General features: G+C 64.0%; 26 protein-coding genes. 16 read left to right on the top strand and 10 right to left on the bottom strand.

Annotated elements, in window-relative coordinates:
• Positions 1-35 precede the first annotated feature (35 nt).
• Together RH950_RS04165 and RH950_RS04160 are read left to right on the top strand one after the other, a co-directional pair.
• Positions 36-413: a hypothetical protein gene (locus tag RH950_RS04165; protein ID WP_350053997.1), complete on the top strand. Its 378-nt coding sequence runs from the start codon at positions 36-38 to the stop codon at positions 411-413.
• A 206-nt stretch (positions 414-619) separates the two neighbouring features.
• Positions 620-1,264 carry a hypothetical protein gene (locus tag RH950_RS04160; protein ID WP_350053995.1) on the top strand — a complete coding sequence of 215 codons (645 nt, stop codon included), beginning with the start codon at positions 620-622 and terminating at the stop codon, positions 1,262-1,264.
• Positions 1,265-1,279: 15 nt separating this feature from the next.
• Here the strand turns inward: RH950_RS04160 and RH950_RS04155 are convergent, their stop codons facing one another.
• Positions 1,280-1,666 (bottom strand): hypothetical protein, encoded by a 387-nt coding sequence (locus tag RH950_RS04155; protein ID WP_350053993.1) that lies wholly within the window; start codon positions 1,664-1,666, stop codon positions 1,280-1,282.
• Positions 1,667-1,852: 186 nt separating this feature from the next.
• On the opposite strand from RH950_RS04155, the gene RH950_RS04150 reads away from it, so the two are divergent.
• Entirely contained in the window at positions 1,853-2,857 is a 1,005-nt protein-coding gene (locus tag RH950_RS04150) for a S1C family serine protease (protein WP_350053991.1), read from the top strand.
• Positions 2,858-2,874: 17 nt separating this feature from the next.
• Here RH950_RS04150 and RH950_RS04145 read toward each other — a convergent pair whose 3' ends face one another.
• From RH950_RS04145 to RH950_RS04135, 3 genes are all read right to left on the bottom strand, one after another.
• Positions 2,875-3,711: a mechanosensitive ion channel family protein gene (locus tag RH950_RS04145; RefSeq protein WP_350053989.1), complete on the bottom strand. Its 837-nt coding sequence runs from the start codon at positions 3,709-3,711 to the stop codon at positions 2,875-2,877.
• Between the two features lie 84 nt (positions 3,712-3,795).
• The gene (locus tag RH950_RS04140) at positions 3,796-4,287 is read right to left on the bottom strand and encodes a GNAT family N-acetyltransferase (RefSeq protein ID WP_350053987.1); all 492 of its coding nucleotides are present in this window, start codon (positions 4,285-4,287) and stop codon (positions 3,796-3,798) included.
• Between the two features lie 16 nt (positions 4,288-4,303).
• Positions 4,304-5,314 carry an Ldh family oxidoreductase gene (locus RH950_RS04135; RefSeq protein WP_350053985.1) on the bottom strand — a complete coding sequence of 337 codons (1,011 nt, stop codon included), beginning with the start codon at positions 5,312-5,314 and terminating at the stop codon, positions 4,304-4,306.
• Positions 5,315-5,515: 201 nt separating this feature from the next.
• Between RH950_RS04135 and RH950_RS04130 the strand changes: the two genes are divergently transcribed.
• Positions 5,516-6,928, top strand: a complete 1,413-nt coding sequence (locus RH950_RS04130; RefSeq protein ID WP_350053983.1) for an amidase — start codon at positions 5,516-5,518, stop codon at positions 6,926-6,928.
• A gap of 95 nt (positions 6,929-7,023) precedes the next feature.
• Positions 7,024-7,548 carry a hypothetical protein gene (locus RH950_RS04125; protein ID WP_350053981.1) on the top strand — a complete coding sequence of 175 codons (525 nt, stop codon included), beginning with the start codon at positions 7,024-7,026 and terminating at the stop codon, positions 7,546-7,548.
• Between the two features lie 12 nt (positions 7,549-7,560).
• Here the strand turns inward: RH950_RS04125 and RH950_RS04120 are convergent, their stop codons facing one another.
• Positions 7,561-8,334, bottom strand: a complete 774-nt coding sequence (locus RH950_RS04120; RefSeq protein WP_350053979.1) for a 2-keto-4-pentenoate hydratase — start codon at positions 8,332-8,334, stop codon at positions 7,561-7,563.
• 119 nt (positions 8,335-8,453) lie between these two features.
• Between RH950_RS04120 and RH950_RS04115 the strand changes: the two genes are divergently transcribed.
• The 10 genes from RH950_RS04115 (at position 8,454) to RH950_RS04070 (ending at position 20,693) form a co-directional block, all read left to right on the top strand.
• Positions 8,454-8,909 (top strand): MaoC family dehydratase, encoded by a 456-nt coding sequence (locus tag RH950_RS04115; RefSeq protein WP_350053977.1) that lies wholly within the window; start codon positions 8,454-8,456, stop codon positions 8,907-8,909.
• Positions 8,910-8,921: 12 nt separating this feature from the next.
• Positions 8,922-9,869, top strand: coding sequence for a bifunctional riboflavin kinase/FAD synthetase (locus tag RH950_RS04110; RefSeq protein WP_350053975.1), 948 nt, complete (start codon positions 8,922-8,924; stop codon positions 9,867-9,869).
• A gap of 41 nt (positions 9,870-9,910) precedes the next feature.
• Positions 9,911-12,718: an isoleucine--tRNA ligase gene (ileS, locus tag RH950_RS04105; protein WP_350053973.1), complete on the top strand. Its 2,808-nt coding sequence runs from the start codon at positions 9,911-9,913 to the stop codon at positions 12,716-12,718.
• Between the two features lie 4 nt (positions 12,719-12,722).
• Positions 12,723-13,241, top strand: a complete 519-nt coding sequence (lspA, locus tag RH950_RS04100) for a signal peptidase II (protein WP_350053971.1) — start codon at positions 12,723-12,725, stop codon at positions 13,239-13,241.
• A 31-nt stretch (positions 13,242-13,272) separates the two neighbouring features.
• A complete protein-coding gene (locus RH950_RS04095) occupies positions 13,273-13,863 on the top strand; it encodes a DUF3035 domain-containing protein (protein WP_350053969.1) in 591 nt (196 codons plus the stop codon).
• Between the two features lie 183 nt (positions 13,864-14,046).
• Positions 14,047-15,390: a M16 family metallopeptidase gene (locus tag RH950_RS04090; RefSeq protein ID WP_350053967.1), complete on the top strand. Its 1,344-nt coding sequence runs from the start codon at positions 14,047-14,049 to the stop codon at positions 15,388-15,390.
• 10 nt (positions 15,391-15,400) lie between these two features.
• Positions 15,401-16,756, top strand: a complete 1,356-nt coding sequence (locus tag RH950_RS04085) for a M16 family metallopeptidase (RefSeq protein WP_350053965.1) — start codon at positions 15,401-15,403, stop codon at positions 16,754-16,756.
• 97 nt (positions 16,757-16,853) lie between these two features.
• Positions 16,854-18,182 carry a phosphoglucose isomerase-related protein gene (locus RH950_RS04080; protein WP_350053963.1) on the top strand — a complete coding sequence of 443 codons (1,329 nt, stop codon included), beginning with the start codon at positions 16,854-16,856 and terminating at the stop codon, positions 18,180-18,182.
• 38 nt (positions 18,183-18,220) lie between these two features.
• Positions 18,221-20,059, top strand: coding sequence for a DNA mismatch repair endonuclease MutL (gene mutL, locus RH950_RS04075; RefSeq protein WP_350054250.1), 1,839 nt, complete (start codon positions 18,221-18,223; stop codon positions 20,057-20,059).
• A gap of 10 nt (positions 20,060-20,069) precedes the next feature.
• Positions 20,070-20,693 carry a GNAT family N-acetyltransferase gene (locus tag RH950_RS04070; protein ID WP_350053962.1) on the top strand — a complete coding sequence of 208 codons (624 nt, stop codon included), beginning with the start codon at positions 20,070-20,072 and terminating at the stop codon, positions 20,691-20,693.
• A 7-nt stretch (positions 20,694-20,700) separates the two neighbouring features.
• Here the strand turns inward: RH950_RS04070 and RH950_RS04065 are convergent, their stop codons facing one another.
• From RH950_RS04065 to RH950_RS04045, 5 genes are all read right to left on the bottom strand, one after another.
• Positions 20,701-21,129 carry an RrF2 family transcriptional regulator gene (locus RH950_RS04065; RefSeq protein WP_350053960.1) on the bottom strand — a complete coding sequence of 143 codons (429 nt, stop codon included), beginning with the start codon at positions 21,127-21,129 and terminating at the stop codon, positions 20,701-20,703.
• Between the two features lie 5 nt (positions 21,130-21,134).
• Positions 21,135-21,434 (bottom strand): TehB-like domain-containing protein, encoded by a 300-nt coding sequence (locus tag RH950_RS04060; RefSeq protein WP_350053958.1) that lies wholly within the window; start codon positions 21,432-21,434, stop codon positions 21,135-21,137.
• A 145-nt stretch (positions 21,435-21,579) separates the two neighbouring features.
• Entirely contained in the window at positions 21,580-21,804 is a 225-nt protein-coding gene (locus tag RH950_RS04055) for a hypothetical protein (RefSeq protein WP_339853817.1), read from the bottom strand.
• On the bottom strand, positions 21,801-22,259 hold the full coding sequence (locus RH950_RS04050; RefSeq protein WP_350053956.1) for a group III truncated hemoglobin: 459 nt from the start codon (positions 22,257-22,259) through the stop codon (positions 21,801-21,803). The genes RH950_RS04055 and RH950_RS04050 overlap by 4 nt, the downstream gene beginning before the upstream one ends.
• Before the next feature lie 101 nt (positions 22,260-22,360).
• Positions 22,361-22,759 (bottom strand): metallopeptidase family protein, encoded by a 399-nt coding sequence (locus RH950_RS04045; RefSeq protein ID WP_350053955.1) that lies wholly within the window; start codon positions 22,757-22,759, stop codon positions 22,361-22,363.
• A gap of 50 nt (positions 22,760-22,809) precedes the next feature.
• Here RH950_RS04045 and RH950_RS04040 point away from each other — a divergent pair, with 50 nt between their 5' ends.
• Entirely contained in the window at positions 22,810-23,130 is a 321-nt protein-coding gene (locus tag RH950_RS04040) for a 4a-hydroxytetrahydrobiopterin dehydratase (RefSeq protein ID WP_350054248.1), read from the top strand.
• Positions 23,131-23,132: the final 2 nt, after the last annotated feature.

Raw genomic sequence — 23,132 nt, 5'->3', positions numbered from 1 at the left:
ATATTCTGTGAGTATGCATTTGACTGGAGCCTTTGATGGCTGATTTCGACACGACCGATCGTAAAGCACTGGGCATTCTCTCGGACACCGTTTCAGAGAAATTGGGCCCGTCCGACAAGGTCACGCGGGAGATCCGGCGCGCCTATACATCGGGCAAGCAGATCGACCGTTTCATGGCGCGCGCGGCGTTCGATTCCCTGCCGGACTGGCAGCGCAGCGACATAGGCTCCGCCGCGGAACATCTGGCGCACGCGATCATTCGGGAAGAGCTTGGCGGTACGGTTCCGTTTGGAACCGAACGCGACTGGCGTGATATGGACATGCCGAAGGGGCGTGCCCGTTTGCCGCGAAATTCGGATACAGCCGGAGACATGCAGTCACCGCCGCGTTTTCTCACGCGTACAACCCGTTAGCGAACAAGGCGTGCGTTTCGCCTCGTGCCGGTCTGCGATATCCGTCGTTGTGAAATGATCGGCATTGTTTTTTGATGTCCGGATCGGATAGTGTTTGGCGCATTTTGAGATAATTTTGATGTCCTGGATGCTGTCGTTGTCCATATGTCGATTTGGCCGGTTTTGCACCGGTCATGGACAAGCAGGTTCAGTTTAAGGAGTCGGATATGCGCGGCAGGGAGCCGGTGCAACAGTTTGTTGTCGTTGAACATGTTGCAAAAGAGTTCGCGCGGTTCCTGAACCGTGTCCAGAATGATCAGGTCGATATCCTGGGCTCGTTCCTCATCGAGAATGAGTGGGACAAGTACAAGAAGGATGCCGAGGGCGTCGTTCAGTCACTTGAACTGGCAGGCTTTGCGATTGTCCCGAAAGAGCCGACGGACGCCATGATCGCGGGAGCCGACAAGACGCTTGCCGGCGGCCTGATGGGGCAGCGCGGCGCCCGGGTCTATGTCGAGGCCGTGTTCGGCGCCATGGTCGACGGCTGGATCGCCACCTACAATCCAAACCTGATCCTTGATATCTTCTCGATGGCCCTGTCGCGGGCATCCAATCCGCGCGCCCGGCGTGACAGCGGCGGCATGGATTCCTCGTTTCAGCGTTTTCGGAAACATTCCCAGGATATGTTGGCGGGCCTGATCAAGAACGGTCAGGTCATCGTTCCGGACGAGCCGACCCCCGAGATGGTCGCGGCCGGCGTGGCGGAGACTGCCGAAATCCGAAACCAGACCAACCAGCAGGTTAGCATCGGCGCGGATCCGACCTATCTCTCCAACCTCTATGAAAACATGGTCGAGGCGCGCCCGAGATAGGGGTTGCCGGTAGATCTAGGATTTGCCGCTCGGCTTGAACGCGGCGGCGAGAAGCGTCACGGCCTGTTTGTGCCGGGCGCTGCCGGCCGGCGGCGGCGGTGCAGAACTGCGCGTGCTTGACATGGTCTGGGCGCCGCCCTTGCTGATCGCGTCCAGAAGGGTTGCCGAATGGTCCACCGGGCGGGCACGCTTGCTGGCAGGTTTGCGGCGGCCGGCGCGGCCGGACAAGGCCCGTTGCACGGCGAGCGCGCAAAGATTGTTCAGAAATGGCGCAACCAGCGCGGATTTCAGTTTCTCGTCTGATTCCGCCCAGACCCTGAGCAGCAAGGATGCCTCATGGCGGTTGGCGCCAGTCGCCTCAAGCGCTTCGAGGGCTTTTGTCTGTGCATAGTCCTTAGCCATTCGCCACCTGCCATTCCGGAGACCAATTCCGTTCCCGAACAATAGCATAGATCGCGTCAATTCGTGTATCCGATAACTGCGCTCCGTCGCGCATCGTGACAGCCTCTTGGCGCCGTTCCGCCGCGCCATATATCGCTTTCAGCGGGATTCGGCTGCAGTCGGGTGCGACAAGAGCGGGAGTTGACCATGATTTGGCGACGGGTAGTGCTTCGCGGGCCGTTTCTCCGGGTGGCAGGCCTCTGCCTCCTCCTGCTGTTGCTTCGGCTTGTCGGGGGCGTGGAGGCGCTGGCGGCCGGCAATCCGCTCGAGGCCGTCGTTCGCATCGATGCCCATGTGCCGCACGATTCCCGAACGGCGGACCGACTCGGAACCGAGCGGGTCGGCGCCGGTGTGGTGATCGCGGATGACGGTCTGATCCTGACCATCGGCTATCTCATTCTGGAGGCGGATTCGGTGTCGGTCACCGATCACAACGGCCGGCGCTACCCGGCCGATATTGTCGGTTATGACCATGCCACCGGTTTCGGGCTTCTGCGAGCCCATGAAGGCCTCAAGGTCCCCTCGGCCGTGCTTGGATCGTCAGCCGCGCTGGGCGAGCGGCAGAGGCTGCTGGCAGCCAGCATCGGGCCTGTCGCCGCACGACCCGTCGCGGTGCAATTCATCGGTCCGTTCGCGGGCGGCTGGGAATACCTGATTGACGCGGCGATCTTCACCACGCCGGCGATCGCCGAATTCGGCGGCGCGGCCCTGTTCGGAGCGGACGGCCGCCTGCTCGGCATCGGCTCGCTCATTCTCGGCGATGCGGGCGGCAGCGGGAAACCGGGCAACATGTTCGTGCCGATCGACCTCTTGAAACCGGTCCTGTCGGATCTGCTTGCCTTTGGCCGGTCGGCTGAACCGGCCCGGCCATGGGTCGGTATCTACCCGACCGAGGTCAACGGCTTCCTTGTCATTTCGGGAACAGCCGACGGCGGGCCCGCGGAAGCGGCCGGTCTCGCCTATGGCGACGTTCTCGTTGCGGTGAAGGGCGTCCCGGTGCGGGACATGGCCGGTTTCTTTCGGGCCGTCTGGGCGCTCGGGCCAGCCGGAACCCGCATTCCCCTGACGGTGTTGAGGCAGGGAGAAATGCTGACGGTCGAGGTTGAAAGCCGGGACCGTCTGGACTGGCTCAAGCTTCGCCGCACCTATTGAGTCGCCGCTGTCGGCCCTTATTTCGCATTGCGCATTTCGACCACGCGCTGCGGGAACGGAATTTCGATGCCGTTGGCGTCGAGGGTTTCCTTCACCGCCTTGTTGAAGGCGAAAAGCGTGGGCCAGTAATCCCCCGCATTGACCCAGAACCGGAGGCCGATATTGACGGAACTGTCGGCCAGGGCGCGCACGGTCACCTCAGGTTTCGGATCGGCCAGAACCCGATCGTCATCCTCGGCCAGCTTCGTCAACGCCCCGATAGCGGTGTCGAGATTGCTGCCATATCCGATGCCGACGACGATATCGATGCGCCGGGTCGCATGCCGGGAAAAGTTGCTGACCGCGCTGTTGATGATCTGGCTGTTCGGCACAGAAATGAACACATTGTCCGGTGTGGTCAGTTCCGTTGTGAACAACCCGACCTCGGCCACGGTGCCGGCAGTGCCGGCCGCGCTGACATAGTCGCCGACCTTGAAAGGCCGCAGGAACAGGATCATCACACCCGCGGCAACATTGCTGAGGGTGCCCTGCAAGGCGAGGCCGACAGCCAGGCCGGCGGCGCCGAGTACGGCGATGATGCTGGTGGTCTGCACCCCGAAGCGGTTCAGGACCGCGACGACGGTGATGATGACGATGAGGTAGCGGACGACGGAGGAGATCAGCGGCTTGATCGTTCCATCCATCCAGGCGATCCGCTCGACCGCGTTGCGGGTGGCGCGCCCGGCCCAGCCGGCGACGATCCAGCCGAACAGCAGGATCAGGATCGCACCCACGACATCGAAGCCGTAGGTGGCCAGCATGACTTGGGTTTCTTCCCAGAGAACGTTTACTTCACCGGCGACGTCGATATTCATGGGTCCAACCTCTCCATGCGTCGGAAATGTCTGTTGACTTGGTCGTCAACCGGGGACGTCCTGTCAAGCTTGGAGGCTTGTGGATCACTCCGCCGAAGCGGCCAGCTTGTTCAGCGCCTCACCTGAAACCGTGTAGCGCAGAGCACTTTCCTCATGCTCGAAACCAAGGTTGTGATAGGCCTCGCGGGCCGGGTTCCAGTCCAGCACGGTCAGCGAGATCCGGCCATGTCCTTCCGCTACCGCTTCGGCGGCGACGGTGGCCATGAGGCGACGGCCGAGCCCCTTGCCGCGGGCCTTGTCGGAAACGAAGAAGTCGTCGATGTAGCAGGTCGAACGACCGACCCAGGTCGAGTAGTTGGCGGAGTAGATCACGGTGCCGAGGAGCGTCCCGGCGCCGTCATCGGCGACCAGGCATCGGAACCGGGGCTGATCGCCGAAGCCGTCCCGCAGCAGGTCCTCCTCGGTGCCCTTTAGCAGGTGGGCTTCCTTCACATAGTCCGCGAGGCCGCGCACCAGTGCGTAGATCTGGGGAACGTCCTCACGGGTGGCGCGGCGGATTGAAATCGTGTCGGTCATGGTGGGTTCCGATGAATCAGGAAGCGCGGGATTTGATGTCGTCGAGCAGCGCGTCGGGAATGTTCACGCCGTCCCGTGCGGCTGCCTCGCGGAGCTTCAGGCGGCGGTCGCCGGGGAGCCGGGCACCATCCTGGGCCAGGATCTCGCCAAACAGCTCTTCCGCCCGGCTGCCGAAGCTGTCGGCGCCGCCGAAGGCGGCGGGATCGAACAGAAGCATCATGTGCCCGATGGAGGGCGGGGCGCCGGTCGGCTCGAAGAAGGACGTACCCTGATAGCCGAAGTTCGAGCCGGTCAGCGCACCGCAGAGCAGCTCGACCATCAGACCTAGCGCGGCACCCTTGGCACCGGCTCCGACGCCACCTAGCGGGGTCATGGTGCCGGAAAGGGCTGCCTGCGCATCCGTGGTCGGATTGCCGTCCGCATCGAGGGCCCAGTCTTCCGGGATTGTCTGTCCGGTCTTCGCCGCGAGAGTCACCTTGCCGCGCGCGACGGTGGAGACCGACAAATCAATGACCATTGGCGCCTTGTCCGAACGCGGCCAGGCAAAGGCGATCGGGTTTGTACCGTAGAGCGCGCGCTTGCCTCCCCAGGGCGCTATGGCCGCGGGCGTGTTGGAGAAAGCGAGAGCGACGAGGCCCGCATCCGCTGCGTCCTCGACATGATGTCCGGCAACCCCGAAATGATGGGAATGGGCAAAGCCGACAGCCACCATGCCTGTTTCCTTCGCAGCCGCGATGCCCTGCTTCAGGCCAAGCTCTATTGCCGGAAAGGCGAAGCCGATATTGCTGTCAACGTTGATCACGCTCGGGCGAGGGCGGGATACGGACGGTTTGGCGAAGCCGTCGGCCTTGCCGCATTTCGCTTGCTCGGCATAAGGCGGGACCCGGGCAACACCGTGCGAGGAAATGCCGTCGGCTTCCGCTCTCACCAGGGCTTTCGCCACGATCTGTGCCGTATCCGGAGCAACCTTGCTGTTCTCGAAAGCTGTCGCGATCAGGGTCTGCAGCGCGTCGAGCGAAATCTGCATGGGGTATTCTCCGGTGAGTTTGTCCGAGGAGATGTGACGAGGCTGAACTTGCGACGGGCCTTCTGTCTTGTCAACGAGGCCTGGCTGTCCGGATCGGCAACAGACCCTGCGCCGGCTTTGGATTGCAGCCGGTCGTGTTTGGAGTACTCTGCCTCTCCCGCCATACGCTTGACCCGCGTCTTTCCCGACTGGAGCCACCCTATGTCAGATCCCACCCTTATCTGGAAAACCGCGACCGAAATCCGCAACCTGCTGGCAAAAGGCGAGGTTTCGCCGCTTGATCTTCTGGATGCCCTGGAGACCCGGGTCTCCGAAGTCGAGCCGAAGATCAATGCACTGCCGACACTTTGCTTCGAACGTGCACGCAATGCGGCCAAGACCCTGATGGAGAAGCCTGCGGAAGAACGCGGCACGCTGATGGGCATGCCGGTGGCGATCAAGGATCTGGAGGCGGTGAAGGGCGTGCGCACGACCTTCGGCTCGCCGATTTTCGCCGACCATATCCCGGACAAGTCGGACATTGTCGTTGAGACGCTGGAGAAGAATGGCGGTGTCGTCTACGCGAAAGCGAACACACCGGAATTCGGCGCCGGCGGGAATACCTTCAACGAGGTTCTGGGGACCACGCTGAACCCGTGGAACCAGAAGCGCAGCGTTGCCGGATCGTCCGGCGGGTCCGCTGCCGCGCTGGCGTCCGGCACAGCCTGGCTGGCCCAGGGCTCGGACAATGGCGGCTCCCTGCGCAATCCGGCCAGCTTCTGCTCCATCGTCGGCCTGCGGCCGAGCCCGGGGCGTGTCGCACGCGGTCCGTCCGGCCTGCCGTTCGGCAATCTGCCGGTTGTCGGACCGATGGCGCGGAACGTGGCGGACGTCGCCATGATGCTGGATGCCATGGCGGGCGAGCATCCGCGGGACCCGATTTCCCTGGCATCTCCGTTGCGGAGCTTCAGCGACGCGGTCAGGGAGCAGCGGCTGCCGAAGCGGGTGGCGTTCTCGCGGGATCTCGGCTGCACGCCGGTGGATCCGGAAGTTGCCAGGATCTGCGAGGAAGCCGCGCTCCGGTTCGAATCCCTCGGTGTGACGGTCGAGGAGGCGCATCCGGATTTCCACGATGTCCAGGACATTTACCAGGCTCTGCGTGCGGAGGGCTTCTACATGAGCAGGCGGAAGCTCCTGGAAGAGCATCGCGACAAGCTGAAGCCGGAAGTCGTCTGGAATATCGAGAAGGCGCTGGATTACAGTCTCGAGGACTTCACCCGTGTTCAGCTTGCGCGCGGTGCCTATATCCAGCGGGCCGTGGATTTCTTCGAGACCTACGATCTGCTGCTGTCCCCGGCGACCTGCGTTGCGCCCTATCCGGTCGAGCAGCGGTATGTCGCGGAATGCGACGGGCACGCGTTCGACAATTACGTCGAATGGCTGACCATGGCCTATGCGATCACGCTGACGGGCTTCCCGGCTCTGTCGATGCCGGCCGGCTTTACATCGGAGGGACTGCCGGTCGGCCTGCAGGTCGTGGCCGGTCCGCGCGGCGAGGCGGACTTGCTCTCCGCGGCAGGTTTGCTTGAGACGGCGATTGGTCACGCGGGGGCGGTGCCGATCGATCCGATCTGAAGCCTGTTCCAAAGGCGGTCGCTGGCGTAAGATGGAAGGGAATTTGTCGAGTCGACAGGAAGCTCGTGACTCCAAAACCTTGGAAATCCCACATCTTGCGGCCGCCATCGCCGGGCCGGCAATTTGGCCTGCACCCTACGGACGCGCCGGCAGCGCGGTTTGGCGCACTGGGTTCGTTCGTCGAAATCTGGCGGAGCAAATGGAGCGAGGGCAGGTTGCCGTCATGGTCGACCTTCGATTTCTATGATTTCCGGGGCTGGCATGGCTGGATGCATATCGATGAGGCGATTTCAGACGCGCCGTTCGAAATGCGCTGCCGTCTTTGGGGCTCGGAGCTTGTCGACCGTCTCGGGATAGACGAGACCGGCAAGCTGCTGAGCGACTCTCCTGCGATGGCCGAGCGGAACCTGATTCAATTCTATCAGGATATCCTCGCGACGCCGGCCATCGGCACCAATTCGGGTTTCGTCACCAGTTACGGCCGGGCGTCGGAATGGAGCGTGGTGAAACTTCCCTGCCCCGGACATGGCACCGAGCGGGATGTCATTCTGTCCTGCAGCATTCAGGGCATCGCGCTTACCTTTCCGCCGGAGGACCTGCTGGAGGGCCGTTCCGTTTAGCACGCGGCGCCGCTAGGTAATCCCGACCGAGACCGTTCCGAACGGTCCGAAGCGCGCTTCCACCCGGTCGCCCTGTTCGCCAAAATGCACTTTGGTCGTTGTTCCGGTGCTTATGAACGTGCCCTCGGGCAGCGGCACCCGGTCTGCCAGCCAGGCCAGCACGCCGAGGGGCCCGCCATCGACATTGCCGGCATGGCCGGTCGCGACCTCGGCGCCGTTGACCTGCAGGGTGACCCTGGCGTTCATCAGGGTTTCAAGATCCCAGTTGATAACCGGTTCGCCATAAACCCAGCCGTAAGACGACCCGTTATCGGCAATGACAAGTGCCGGGCCGGTGCGTGTCCAGTCCGCGTGACAGGAAGAGACAATCTCCAGGGCGGGCAGCACCGCGTCCACGGCATCGGCGACGCTTTCGGCTGTGTGCGGCGCGCCAGCCGGCCCGAGCGGTGCGCCGAGACGCAGCGCGAATTCCGGCTCCAGCACGATGAACGGATAGTCGCTGCGCGCGATCCGGGCCGGGCTCGCCAGTGCCGTATGGGACAGCAAGGCACCGTGAAAGGGCCCGTCGAGGCCGAGCAGATCACGCGCGGACTGATTGGTGCAGCCGACCTTGCGGCCGATAATCCTGGCGCCCCGGCGGCGTTCAATTTCGCCGAGCACGGCATGCTGAACGCTGTAGGCCTCTTCGATATCCGCGGATCCGATCCATTGCTCTGTCGGTGCGGGCATTTTTTCATCGAGGCGAGCGGCCAGGATGGCGTCCGCCAGTGTGTCCATGTTCAGCATGGAAATTGTTGCCTCCGGCTTCTTGTGAGTGGCCTTTCCATCTAAGCAGTTGAGCGGGCGGACCTCTACGGATATGTTTTCCATGCTGCGGCGCACAAGAAAATCAATCCGGAGGTCCCATGTCCCCAGTCGTTTCACACGCTCCGGAGAAGATCGGGCGTTACTACCTAGAGGATCTCGCGCTTGGCATGCGTGCCGAGTTCCAGCGCCAGGTGACCGAGCCGATGGGTGAGGATTTTGCCGACGTGACCGGGGACCGGAACCCGCTGCATTTCGACAAGGATTATGCGCGCGGCACGATATTCAAGGATCGCATTGCCCACGGAATGATTTCGGCGGGTTTCTTTTCCACGCTGTTCGGCACGGTCATGCCGGGGCAGGGGAGCATTTATCTGAAGCAGAATCTGAAATTCACCGCGCCGGTGCGGTACGGCGACGTGGTCAAGGCCGTGATCGAAGTGGTGAAGATCGAGGCCGAGAAAAGCCGGGTTCTGTTCGCCACGCGCTGTCTGGTGGATGAGCAGTTGGTGATCGACGGGGATGCACTGATCATGGTACCCAGCCGTCCTCTCTAGGATGGCGGGATCATGCGGATCATACGTAGCCTTGCGGACGTGACCTCCGATGACCGCGGTGCAATCGCGGCGGTCGGCAACTTCGATGGTGTCCATCTCGGGCACAGGGCGGTTATCGGCCAGGCCCAGCACGCGGCGCATCTTGCCGGCGCGCCGGCGGCCGTCCTGACCTTCGAGCCCCATCCCCGCATGCTGTTCCAGCCGGATGCGCCGGCCTTTCGCCTGACCACCGCCGCGGCGCGCGCGGAAGCCATCGCCGCGCTGGGCACCAATATTCTGTTCGAACTGGGTTTCGATATGGAGTTCTCCCATGTCTCGGCAGAGGATTTCATCACCGACATTCTGCATCGCGGCCTCGGGTTGAGGCATGTGGTGATCGGCCATGACTTCTTTTTCGGCCATCGCCGGCGCGGCACGCCGGAAATGCTGCAGCAATACGGCATCCGGCTCGGCTTCGGTGTCAGCATCATCGATCCGGTGACGGAGGAGGACGGCGCGGTCTATTCCTCCAGCCGGGTGCGCCAGTGCCTGAAGGAAGGCGATCCGCGCGGGGCCGCGGCCCTGCTCGGCCGGCCGTGGGAAGTGGCCGCCGAAGTGATCCGGGGCGATCAGCGCGGCCGCACGATCGGGTTTCCGACGGCGAACCTGCAGCTCGAGGACATCATGCACCCGGCGCACGGCGTCTATGCGGTCCGGGCGCGGGATGAAGAGAGTGACGCCTGGTGGTCCGGGGTGGCGAATTTCGGGCGGCGGCCGACCGTGAATGACCGGGGGCCGCTGCTGGAAGTGAACCTGTTTGACGTGTCTCCCGACCTCTATGGGCGGCAGCTCCGTGTGCAATTCATTGACTTTATCCGCCCGGAAATGAAATTTAGCGGCCTTGACGAGCTTAAGGCGCAGATCGCGCGCGACGCGGATGCCGCGCGCCAGACACTGTCCGACCAGAGACTGACCGAATAGAAGGCACGGGCCGCGAGAGCGCCCGCCAAGAGAGAAAACAGATGAGCGTGGACTACAAGACGACCGTCTTTCTGCCGAAGACCGATTTCCCGATGCGCGGCAACCTGCCGACCCGCGAGCCCGAAATCCTGGCGCATTGGGAAGAGATCGGCCTGCGCAAGAAGCTGCGCGAGAGCCGCGCCGGCGCCGAGAAGTTCATCCTGCATGACGGCCCGCCCTACGCGAACGGCAACCTGCATATGGGCCACGCGCTCAACAAGGTGCTGAAGGACGTCATCAACCGCTCGCAGCAGATGCTCGGCAAGGACGCGAATTACGTGCCCGGCTGGGACTGTCACGGCCTTCCGATCGAGTGGAAGATCGAGGAACAGTACAGGGAGAAGGGGCTCGACAAGGATACTGTCCCGGTCATCGAGTTCCGCCGTGAATGCCGGGAGTTCGCCCAGAAATGGGTCGATATCCAGACCGAGGAATTCAAGCGGCTCGGGGTCTCCGGCGACTGGGAGAAGCCTTATCTGACGATGACCTTCCCGGCCGAAGCGCAGATCGCCCGCGAAATCGGCAAGTTCATCATGAATGGCGGGCTCTACAAGGGCGCTAAGCCGGTCATGTGGTCGGTGGTCGAGAAGACCGCGCTGGCCGATGCCGAGGTCGAATACCACGACCACAAATCCACCACGATCCATGTCCGCTTCCCGGTGGTTGAGGCGAAGCATCCGGCCCTCGAGGGGGCGGCAGTGGTCATCTGGACCACCACCCCCTGGACCATGGCGGGCAACCGTGCCGTCGCCGCGGGCGAGGAATTCACCTATGTCGTGATCGAGGTGACCGAGGTCGCCGAGAACAGCCTGGCGAAAGTGGGTGAGAAGCTGGTGGTCGGCCTGGATCTGCTCGATTCAGTCAAGCAGGCAGGCAAGATCGAGACTGTGAAAGAGCTGGCCCGCGTCACCGGTGCGGAAATCGCCGGCTCCATCCTGGCGCATCCCCTGCGCGGCCAGGGCTACGAGTATGACGTGCCCCTGCTGCTGGCCGATTTCGTCACCACCGAAGCCGGTACCGGCTTCGTGCATGTCGCCCCCGGCCATGGCGCGGATGACTTCGTGCTCGGGCAGGCGAACGGCCTGGAAATCCCGCAGACGGTTGCCGATGACGGCTATTTCTACGATCACGTCCCGGTCTTCGCCGGCATGCATGTGCTGGAAGACAACCTGAAGATCTCCGCCATCCTGCGCGATGCGGGCGGCCTTCTGGCCCGGGGCAGCATCACCCACTCCTACCCGCATTCCTGGCGCTCCAAGGCGCCGCTGATCTTCCGCAACACGCCGCAATGGTTCATCTCCATGGAGTCGAACGATCTGCGGGACACGGCGCTGAAGGCGATCGACGAGACCCGCTTCGTGCCGCAGGCAGGGCAGACCCGTCTGCGCTCGATGATCGAGCAGCGGCCGGACTGGTGCATCAGCCGCCAGCGTGCCTGGGGCGTGCCGATCCCGGTTTTCGTCGAGAAGAAGACCGGCGAGATGTTGCGCGATCAGGCGGTGATCGACCGCATCGCCAATGTGTTCGAAAAGGAAGGCTCCGACGCCTGGTTCTCCAGCGAGCCGTCCCGCTTCCTCGGCAACGAGTACAGCGCGGACGATTACGAGCAGAACAAGGATATCGTCGAGGTCTGGTTCGAGAGCGGCTCGACCCACTCCTTCGTCCTGGAGCAGCGCCCGGACCTGCAATGGCCGGCTGATCTCTATCTCGAAGGCTCCGACCAGCATCGCGGCTGGTTCCATTCCTCGCTGCTGGAAAGCTGCGGCACGCGCGGCCGGGCGCCGTATGACGCGGTTCTGACCCACGGCTTCGTGCTGGACGAGAACGGCCGCAAGATGTCCAAGTCTCTCGGCAACATCACGGCCCCGCAGGACGTCATCGGCCAGAGCGGCGCCGATATCCTGCGCCTCTGGGTTGTGAACTCGGACTATTCCGAGGATCTGCGCGTCGGCAAGGAGATCCTGAAGCATCAGGCCGACCAGTATCGCCGTCTGCGCAACACATTGCGTTACCTGCTCGGCAATCTCGACGGTTTCACCGAGGCCGAGCGTCTGCCGGTCGCCGAGATGCCGGAGCTGGAACGCTGGGTGCTGCACCGGCTCTGGGAGCTGGATGCCATGCTCCGCGAGAAAATCGAGGCATTCGATTTCCACGCGCTGTTCACACAACTGCATAATTTCTGCGCCGTGGACCTGTCCGCTTTCTACTTCGATATCCGCAAGGACTCGTTCTATTGCGACCGGCCGGATTCGATCCGCCGCCGGGCCGCGCGGACGGTGCTCGACGAGGTCTTCAACCGTCTGACCGCCTGGCTCGCGCCGGTGCTCTGTTTCACGGCGGAAGAGGCCTGGGGCATCCGGGGAACCGGTCCCGAGGAATCCGTGCATCTCCGGACCTTCCCGGAAACGCCGGAAAGCTGGCGCAACGATGCGGTCGCGGCACGCTGGGCCGAGATCCGGAATGTCCGCCGCGTTGTCACCGGTGCGCTGGAACTTGAGCGCAATGCGAAGCGCATTGGCTCCTCCCTGCAGGCCGCCCCGCAGGTCTATGTCAGCGATACCGCTTTGACGGCCTTCGAGGGGCTGGACCCGGCCGAGCTTTTCATCACGTCCGATGCCGAGCTGATTGCCGGCGACGGCCCGGACGACGCATTCCGGCTGGATGACGTGGAGGGTATTTCCGTGGTGCCGTCCCTGGCCGACGGCGGCAAGTGCGAGCGCTGCTGGAAAGTCCTGCCCGAGGTGACGGAACCGCCGGTCTGCAAGCGCTGCGCGGACGCGGTCGGCTCCTTCGAAACCGCGGCTGAATAGTCCGGTGCCGGGGACTCCGAGACGCAATCTCGCGACAGGTGGTCTGCTGGCGCTTCTCGTTGTGCTGGCTGACCAGGTGACCAAGGAGTGGGCACTGGCGACCCTGTTCCGCGACGGAGCGGTGGTCGAGGTGACGCCGTTCTTCAATCTGGTGGCGGTCTGGAACCGGGGGGTCAGCTTCGGCCTGCTGGCGAGCGACGATCCGATGACGCCGTACTATCTGTCCGGCTTCGCCATCGCCGTGGTGGTTGGCCTGACCGTCTGGCTGGCCCGGTCACCCACTCTGCTGCTGCGGATTTCGCTCGGCCTGATCATCGGCGGGGCGATCGGCAACGTGATCGACCGGTTGCGCTATAATGCCGTTGTTGATTTCATAGACTGGCACGCGTTCGGCTATCATTGGCCGGCCTTCAATCTTGCCGATAGCGCGATATCGGCTGGCGTAGTATTTTTGTTGTTTGACAGCTTTCTTGGTGACCCGCAGCCCGCCGATCCCCAGACATCGAAGGGACGCGGAGAATGAACGGGAACACCATCGACCGGAGTAGCATGAAATGATCAGGGTCAGTCGGACTGTTGGACTTGCCCTCTGCGCCGCAGTGATCGGTCTGCAGGGGTGCAGCGAAATTCAGAAGGCGGTCGGCAATACGAAACAGCCACCGGACGAGTTCGCCGTGGTGGCGCGCCCGCCGCTGAGCGTGCCGCCGAACTTCTCCCTGCGCCCGCCGACCCCGGGAGAGCCGCGTCCGCAGGAGCGGGACGTGACGAAGAACGCCGAGCGGCTGGTGCTGGGCAGCGGCAAACAGAGCACGGTCTCCGGCACGGCCGGAAACGTGCCGTCCGCGGCGCCGAGCACGTCCGTTTCGCGGCAGAGTCCCGGCGAGTCGAAGATGCGGCAATTGCTGCAGACCGCCGATGCCGAGCCGGGTATCCGGAATACGGTCAATCAGGAAACCAACAGCTTTGTCTACCAGGAGGAATATCTGATCGACAATCTGCTGTTCTGGCGCGAAAAGGCGCCGCGCGGCGTGGTCGTCGACGCCAAGGCGGAACAGCAGCGCCTGCAGGAAAACGCCGCGCTCGGGAACGAGCCGACAGCCGGCAAGACGCCGATCATCGAGCGCAAGCGCAAGGGTCTGTTCTAGGCGAGCGGACCTGTCGGGCGACGAGGACTTGAAGGCGCGGTGCCGGTAACCGCGCCTTTTTGTTTTCGAGATAACCCGGGATCCGACGCAGCCGCCTTGTCTCTGCCCAAAATCTTTCCATATTTCGGAGGGCCGGACACAGGTATGGCGACGGCACGAGGCAGGAGATGGATGGTGAGACCAATGAAGATCCCGAGACGCACGATGCTGGTTGTCGCGGCGCTCTGTGTCGTCCTGATCGGCGGGCGGAGCGAGGCGAAGCTCTACGAGCCCCAGAGCATCACGCTGTCGAACGGGATGCAGGTCGTGGCCATCACCGATCAGCGGGCGCCGGTGGTGACCCACATGGTCTGGTATAGGGTCGGCGGGGCGGACGAGGCTCCGGGCGAAACCGGCCTGGCACATTTCCTGGAGCATCTGCTCTTCAAGGGCACCGAGAAGGTTCCCTCCGGCCAGTTTTCCCGCACGGTCTCGCGCAATGGCGGGGAGGGCAACGCCTTCACCGGGTACGACTACACCGCTTACTTCCAGACCATCGCCTCGGACAAGCTGCCGCTGGTGATGGAGATGGAAGCGGACCGCATGGTGAACCTGACGCTGGACCCGGACGAGGTCGCGGCGGAACGCCAGGTGGTCCTGGAAGAACGCCGGTCCCGGATCGACAACAGTCCGGGCGCGCTGCTGGCTGAACGGACCAACGCGGCGCTTTATCTGAATTATCCCTATCGTCGTCCGCTGATCGGCTGGGCGCACGAGATCGAAGCGCTGACCCGCGAGAACGCGCTGGCCTTCTATCGCAAATGGTATGCCCCGAACAATGCGGTTCTGGTGATGGCCGGCGACATCACCATGGCCGAGCTGAAGCCGCTGGCGGAGAAGTATTACGGCGTCATTCCGGCACGTGCCGTACCGGAGCGGAACCGGCCGCTGGAGCCGGAACAAATCAGTGCCCGGCGGGTCGATTTTGCCCATCCGCAGGTTGGTCAGGTCAGCTGGAGCCGCCGGTATCTGGCGCCGAGCCGGTTCTATGGCGAGACCGGTATGGTGATGCCGCTCAACGTGCTGGAGGAGGTGATCGGCGGCGGGGCGACCAGTCGGCTCTACAAATCCCTGGTGATCGAGCAGAAGATCGCGCTCTCGGCCGGCGCGTCCTATAGCGGCGACAGCATCGGCCCCGGCACGTTCACCTTCTATGCCGTGCCGGCGGAAGGAACGACCGTCGAGGCGCTGGAAGCGGCCTTCGAGGCGGAACTCGCGGCCATCCTGCGTGACGGCGTCGATGCGAATGAGGTCGCCCGCGCGGTCAAATCCATGAAGGCAAGCGCGGTCTATGCCCGCGACAGCGTGACCGCACCGGCCCATGCCGTGGGCCAGGCGCTCGCCATCGGTCGGACCATCGCGGATATCGAAAGCTGGCCGGACCAGGTGGCCGCGGTGACGCAGGAACAGGTCATGCAGGCGGCCCGGACAATTCTGGCCACGCCGGCGCATGTCACCAGCATCCTGCGTCCGAAACCGGGCAGTTGAGGAGATCATCATGCAAAACCTTATCGGGCGGGCTGCAGCCCCCTTTCTCCTCTTCGCCGTTCTGCTGCTGGCCCGGCCGGGCGTGGCCGAGGCCATCGAGATCCAGCGTGTCGTCAGCCCCGGCGGAATCGAGGCCTGGCTGGTCGAGGATCACAAGAACCCGATCATCACCCTGTCCGCAAATTTCGAAGGCGGGGCGGCAGCCGATCCGGACGGCAAGGAAGGGCTTGCGACCCTGACCTCCAGCGTGCTGGACGAAGGGGCCGGGCCCTATGACAGCGATGCCTTCCGCCGCAAACTGGAAGATCTGGTCATCGGTCTCGGCTTCAGCGCCGGCCGGGACAGTTTCGGTGTCAGCCTGCAGACCCTGACCGAAAATGCCGATACAGCCTTCGAGCTGCTGCGGCTTGCCATGACCGAGCCACGGTTCGACACCGAGCCTGTCGAGCGTATCCGGTCCCAGATCGTCGCCGGGCTGAAACACAGCGAGAACCGGCCGCAGAGCATCGCCAGCCGGGTCTGGTGGCAGGCGGCCTTTCCCGACCACCCTTACGGCCGGCCGTCCGGTGGCACAGTCGAGAGTACCGGAGCCATCACCACAGCGGACATGAAGGCCTTTGCCGAACGGGTGCTGACCCGGAGCAGCCTGAAGATCAGCGTGGTCGGCGACATTACCCCGGAGCGCCTGGGCGATTTGCTGGACAAGACCTTCGGAGCCTTGCCGGAAAGCGGCGTTTCGACCCCACCGGTGCCGGCAAAACCGGCGGCGGTCGGGGAGACCTTCGTGGTCGAGAACCCGGTGCCGCAATCGGTCGTCATCTTCGGCCATCGCGGCATTCCCCGGGACGACCCTGACCGGTTCGCGGCTGCCATCCTGATGGAGATCATGGCCGGCGGTTTCGGCTCCCGCCTGACCGAGGAGATCCGCGAGAAGCGCGGCCTGACCTACGGGATCTACGCCTACACGCTGCCGCTCGACGATGCGCAGATGGTGATGGGCGGGGTGTCGACCCGCAATGACAAGGTGGCCGAGACCGTGGGGCTGGTGCGCGAAATCTGGGCGGACATGGCGGCGCACGGGCCGACAGAGGAAGAGGTGCGGGACGCCAAGACCTATATCAACGGCTCCTTCCCGATGCGTCTGACCAGCTCCATGCCGATTGCCGGCCTGCTGGTCTCTCTGCAGCGGAACGAGCGGCCGATCGACTATCTCGACCATCGCGTGGAGCGGATCGATTCGGTCACGATGGCGGATCTGAAGAGGGTGGCGAAACGGCTGTTCCTGGCGGACGAGCTGACCTTTGTCGTGGTCGGACAGCCGAAAGGCCTGACACCAACAGCACCGGCGCCGGAACCGCGCTCCTGACGCCGGGCCGGGGAGCGTTTGTCCGATCCGATTATATGCTCGCCGGCGCCGTTCCGACAGTGGTTCCGCCTGAAGGCATCTGCTAGATTCCGTCACCATGAAGACGTGTCCCCTGGTGGCCGGCCCGCTCCGGCATGATTTCTCCGCGACATTCGAGGACAGAATCGGCGATGCCGGTCTTTCCGTCGCCGCTCTTGAAGCGTTGCTACCGGCTGCCGCGCGGTCTCTCGCGGGGCTGCGGGAGAAGAAGGAGAGCGGGGCCCTGCCGTTGCTCTCCCTGCCCTGGCGCTCCGACGATCTGGAGGAGGGCGCCGCCCTGGCGCAGGAATTGCGAGGCTGGGCGAGGCATGTGCTGATTCTCGGTATCGGCGGCTCCAGCCTCGGCGGGGCGACGCTCTGCCGGCTGGCGGAGAAAGGCACGGCCTACTCTCCGGATACGCCGAAGCTGCATTTCCTCGACAATATCGACCCGGCCACCTTCACCTCGATCTTCAAACGTATCGTGCTGGAGGAGACGGCTGTCATCGCCATCTCCAAATCCGGCGGGACGGCGGAGACCCTGTGCCAGACCCTGATCTGCCATGATGCGTTTGTCGCGGCCGGGTTGGATCCGGCGAAACATTTCATCACGGTCACCGAGCCCGGTCCGCGCCCGCTTCGCCAGTTTGCGGAGACAACCGGGTGCCGCTGCCTCGAGCATGACCCCGCTATCGGCGGACGCTATTCCGGCCTGACCCTGAACGGTCTGCTCCCGGCGATGATCGTCGGGCTGGATGCGGAAGCCATCCGGCGCGGCGCGGCGGCGGTGACCGCTGCGGCGCTTGCGCCGGCGAACCCGCTTGAAAGCGCTCCGGCGTTGGGGGCGATGGTCAATATCGGCCTTGGCCGCGAGCGCGGCGTCACGCAGACCGTGCTGATGCCCTATAGCGACCGTCTGGACCGGATCGGCGACTGGTTCACCCAGCTCTGGGCGGAAAGCCTCGGCAAGCAGGGTAACGGCACGACCCCGATCGGCGCGCTCGGCGCGGTTGCCCAGCACAGCAGCCTGCAGCTCTTTCTCGATGGCCCGCGTGACAAGCTGGTGACGCTGGTGCAGAGCGCGGTTGCCGGCACGGGCGGCGCTGTCGGCGGGAATGCGACGGCGCTGATGGGAGACGGGCTCTCCTACCTGGCCGGCCGGACCATGGGCGACCTGTTCGATGCGGAACAGCGGGCGACCGCGGAAACCCTGATCGCCAACAGGCGGCCGACACGGATCATCCAGACAAGGGCGGTCGACGAGGAAAGTGTCGGCGCGCTGATGATGCATTTTTTCCTGGAAACCATGGTGGCGGCGGATCTGATCGGTGTCGATGCTTTCGACCAGCCCGCCGTCGAGGAGGGCAAGGTTCTGGCCCGGCGCTATCTGGCGGAGATGGCCGGGTGAGCGGCAACGCTTCCAGGGGTGCGGAGAATGTCGGGCGGATCCGGCGCCTGCCGGACGGGCTGGTCAACCGGATCGCCGCCGGCGAGGTGGTCGAGCGTCCGGCCAGCGCCGCCAAGGAGCTGATCGAGAACGCGCTGGATGCCGGGGCGACCCGCATCGACGTGGTCATGCGCGACGGCGGCCGGACGGCAATCACCGTGACCGACAACGGCATGGGCATGAGCCGGGAGGAGCTGGAAGTCGCGGTCGAGCGGCACGCCACCTCCAAGCTGAAGGGCGAGGATCTCACCCACATCACCAGCCTCGGCTTCCGGGGCGAGGCGCTGCCCTCCATCGGCGCTGTCAGCCGGATGACCATCACCACCCGTGCAGCCTCCGCAGGCCCGGAGGAGAGCGCCTGGAGCCTTTCCGTCGAAGGCGGCAGGATCACCCCGCCGGAGCCGGCCGCACTCGGTCGGGGCACGCGCATCGAGGTCCGGGACCTGTTCTATGCCACGCCCGCCCGTCTCAAGTTCCTGAAGGCGCCGCGCACCGAATACAGCCATGCCGTCGATGTCATCGAACGGCTGGCCATGGCACATCCCCATGTCGCCTTCACGCTCGGTGACGGCAACCGCACGACGATCCGGCTGAACGAGGCGGAAGGCGATCTGTTCCAGGCCCGGCTGGCCCGGCTCGGCGCCGTCATGGGCCGGGACTTCGAGGATAACGCCCTGCCGATCGAGGCGGAGCGGGAAGGCATCCTTCTGTCCGGCTATGCGGGCCTGCCGACCATCAACAAGCGCACCACCAGCCACCAGTTCCTGTTCGTGAACGGCCGCCCTGTGCGGGACAAGCTGCTCTATGGCGCCGTGCGTGGCGCCTATATGGATTTCATCTCGCACGACCGGCATCCGCTGCTGGCCCTGTTCCTCGAGGTGCCGCCGGAGATGGTCGATGTGAACGTGCATCCGGCCAAGACCGAGGTCCGGTTCCGGGAGCCGGGACTGGTGCGCGGGCTGATCGTCGGCGCGCTGAAACATGCGCTCGTCGCTGCCGGGCACCGGGCATCGACCACGGTCGCCAACGCGACGCTGGGCGCGCTCGGACGGTCCTTTGAAAACCAGATGCCCCAGACAAGCTATGCCTGGCAGCCGCAGAACCGGTCGGGATATGGCAGCACGGTGTCGCGCGGCATGGCCGAGGCCGGCATGGCATACCAGGCCCCCATCGGTCAGCCTTCAGGCGGGATGTGGCAGGACGAGGCCCCGCAGGCCCGCTCCGAGGTGCCCACGCCGGAAAGCGCGGCACTGGAAGCCCATCCGCTGGGCGCCGCCCGGGCCCAGTTGCATGAGAATTACATCGTGGCCCAGACCAGCGAAGGCATGGTGATCGTCGACCAGCATGCCGCCCATGAGCGGCTGGTCTATGAGCGCATGAAGAAGGCGCTGGAGGCGGATGGCATCAAGCGGCAGATGCTGCTGATCCCGGAAGTGGTCGAGCTGGATGAAGCCTCGGTCGAGCGGCTGGCCGCGCGGATCGGGGAATTCGCCGAGCTGGGCCTTGTGCTGGAGGCCTTCGGCGCCGGTGCCGTCGTGGTCCGGGAAGTGCCGGCGATGATGGGCGAGGCGGATGTGGCCGGGCTTGTGCGTGACCTCGCGGAAGAGCTGTCCGAATTCGGCGAGGCCATGGCCCTGAAGGACAGGCTGGCGCATATCTGCGGCACCATCGCCTGCCACGGCTCGGTGCGTTCAGGACGGCGGCTGACCGTCGAGGAAATGAACGCGCTGCTGCGCGAGATGGAAGTCACACCCCATTCCGGGCAATGCAATCACGGCCGCCCGACCTATGTGGCGCTCGGTCTCAACGATATCGAGAAGCTGTTCGGCCGGCGCTGAGGAAACCCGCGTGATCCGCATCAGGGACTATCGCAAGGCGGACCTTCCCGCTCTCTACCGGATTTCGGTAATGACCGGGGATGGCGGCGGAGACGCCCGACATCTCTATCGGGATCTGGACCTTATCGGACATATCTATGTCGGCCCTTACGCGGAATGTGTGCCGGAGCTGTGTTTCGTTGCCGAGGACGCTCTCGGCGTTGCCGGATATGTTGTCGGCACTGCAGATACCCGCGCCTTCGAGGCTCTGCTTGAGCGCGCGTGGTGGCCGGCCCTGCGCGCCCGTTATCCGGACCCGGGGCCGGTCTTGCCGCCGGATTGCGATGCGGACTTGAAGCGGGTGCACCGGATGCACCATACCGCGGTGATTCCGGATGCGGTCGTCGCGGAGCATCCCGCACACCTGCACATGAACCTGCTGCCGCGCCTGCATCGTCAGGGCGTTGGCTCCCGGCTGCTTGAGCGCTGGTTTGCGGCGGCACGGGAGGCCGGAGCGGAGCGGGTCCATGTCGGCGTCAATCCGGGTAATCCGGGCGGTCTCGCCTTCTGGCAGCGCGCCGGGTTCGAGCGGATCACGCTTCCGGAGGCGGAGGATTCCGGACGGGCTCTCTGGCTCGGCAGGCCGGTGCCGTGATGCAGGCTCAGGCCAGCATCCGCTCAAGGGGCGCGTTGCCCTGCACCAGATCGGCAAGGGTGCTGCGGTCGAGTTCCTCCAGGAAGGCGGCGACAGCGCCATTGATCACGCCTTTCAGACGGCAAACGGGCGTGATCAGGCATTGGCCCCGGTCCGCCTGAAAGCACTCGACCATGGCGAAATCATTCTCCATGCAGCGGACGACGGCGCCGACCGTGATCTGTTCCGGTGGTTTTGCCAGCTTTAGGCCGCCGGAGCGTCCGCGCACGGACGTCACGAACCCCTCATGGGTGAGGGCGCTTGCCAGTTTCATAAGATGGTTTCTGGAGATGGAAAACCGGTCTGAAACCTCCTGGATGGTGACCAGCCGGGCGGAATTCACCGCCAGATGCATCAGCAGCCGCAGGGCATAGTCCGTCTGGGTGTTGAGGCGCATGCCGGCTACTCCCTGTAAAACTCGATCAGAAAATAGACCGGCCCTGTGATCGCGACCCGGTGCAGCAGCTCCGGCGCGATGATGATCGCTTCTCCCTCGGATACCGCGAGATCGCGCTCCGGCGGACCGGGTTCGATAAAGCGAAGCGTGCCCTGCTCGACGACCAACCGTCCCCAGACACCGGGTTTGGTCCGGTGCAGACTGGTCAGCTTTTCCGGCACCCTGACCTCGGTGAAATGCGGTGAGCTGCTGTAGTGTCGCGCCGCCGGTGGCAGTGCGCGGGGCAGGAGCGTGTGCATGGTCATTTCAGCCTCAATTCTTCACTTCAGGCCAAGCGTGAGGGCAATGACCGCCCAGAGGTAGAGAGGGAACGGGGCTGCGACCCAGAGCAGAACAAGCGGCCCGATTCTGCGCCACAGAGGGCTGTTCGATTTCATGGCATGTCTCCTCCTATCCGGCGATTTCACAGACGCTCCAGACGACCAGCAGGGTAATGCAGACCGCAAAGGCGGAACGCGCGCCGAGGATGATGGCGCCGCCCGTATCGTCGAGGAACGGCTTCAGCCCTTCGCGCCGGTCCTTGCGGACATCGAGTTCGATTGCTGCGAGATAGAGCAGGAAGAATCCGGCCGTCGCGGCGATCGCCAGCATGGTGATGATCTTGAGCGCGATCATGTCTCCGCTCCTCTTTTCCGCTGCAGCTCCGGCACGCCGAAGATCGCCAGTTTCAGGCTCTCGGCGATGCGCCGGGCCCGCTCCATGAAATAGGGGACGACACTTGGTGACGGCGCCGTCTCTTCCAGCGTCTTTTCAAACAGGGTGAGCCAGCGGTCGAAATGCCCGGCCTCGATTTCCGTGATGGCGTAATGCACGGGAACCGGTTTGCCGGAATATTGCCCGGTATAGAGCGCGACCGACCCCCAGAAGGATTTCATCCGGGCGAGATGCGGGTTCCAGTCATCGCCGATCCGCCTCTCGAAGATCGGACCGAGCATGGCGTCCGCGCGGATACGGTCATAGAAGCTGTCGACGAGGATCGAGATATAGGCCTCGGTAATGCCGATCGCCGCCGCTTCGGCGCGAAGGTCATCCCGTGAGGCGGGTCTGCTGCGGATCGGAATGGAGGCCATGGTCCGAGCTCCAGTGTTAAAAGATGTATTTAATATGCATCTTAAATGGCGAAGTGCAAGACGTCCGGGCCGGGTGCGACAATCTGCTCGGCAGAAGCCGATCAGTCGGCGTTGGCTTCGATATTTTCCATGTCGTCGTCGGAGAAACCGTAATGGTGGCCGATCTCGTGGACGAGCACATGCCGGACGATGTCGCTCAGATCCTCGCCTGTCTCGCACCAGTAATCGAGGATCGGCCGGCGGTAGAGGAAGATCCGGTTGAGGTCGGCCGGGTTTGACAGGGTTCCGGCCTCGCCGAAGGGGATCCCGGCATAGAGGCCGAGAATCTCGAACGGGCTTTCGGCGCCGAGTTCGTCCAGCACGTCCTGTTCGGCGAAGTCGGTCACCAGAAAGGTCACGTCGCCGGTCTGCGCGCGGAATGCGTCCGGGATGGTCTGGAAGGCCTCACGGGCGAGGATTTCGATATCGTCCAGGCTGGGCGGCTCGATGGGCTGGCTCATGCTATCGCTATAAACGGCGCACGGAATTTCCGCTAGTCTCGGACACGAGAATTAGAAGGGAGGCAGAAATGGCAAATAAACTGACCGGTCCCGAACGGGACCAGGCGCTGGCCGGATTGCCGGAATGGGGCCTTGTCGACGGCCGTGACGCCATTCAGCGGAAATACCGGTTCCCGGACTTCAAGGCCGCATTCGGTTTCATGAGCACGGTCGCGGAAATCGCCGAGGAGATGGACCATCATCCGGAATGGTTCAACGTCTATAACCGGCTGGACGTGACGCTGAGCACCCACGACGCGGGCGGCCTGACCCGGCTGGATACCGATCTGGCAATGCGGATGGACGCGGCGGCGGAAGAGTTTGGCGGTTGACG

Origin of the sequence: Nisaea sp. (genome assembly GCF_040217065.1) — a bacterium.
Taxonomy (GTDB): domain Bacteria; phylum Pseudomonadota; class Alphaproteobacteria; order Thalassobaculales; family Thalassobaculaceae; genus Nisaea.
The sequence above is the reverse complement of the archived record's forward strand: the minus strand, read 5'-3'. Positions and strand labels throughout refer to the sequence as shown.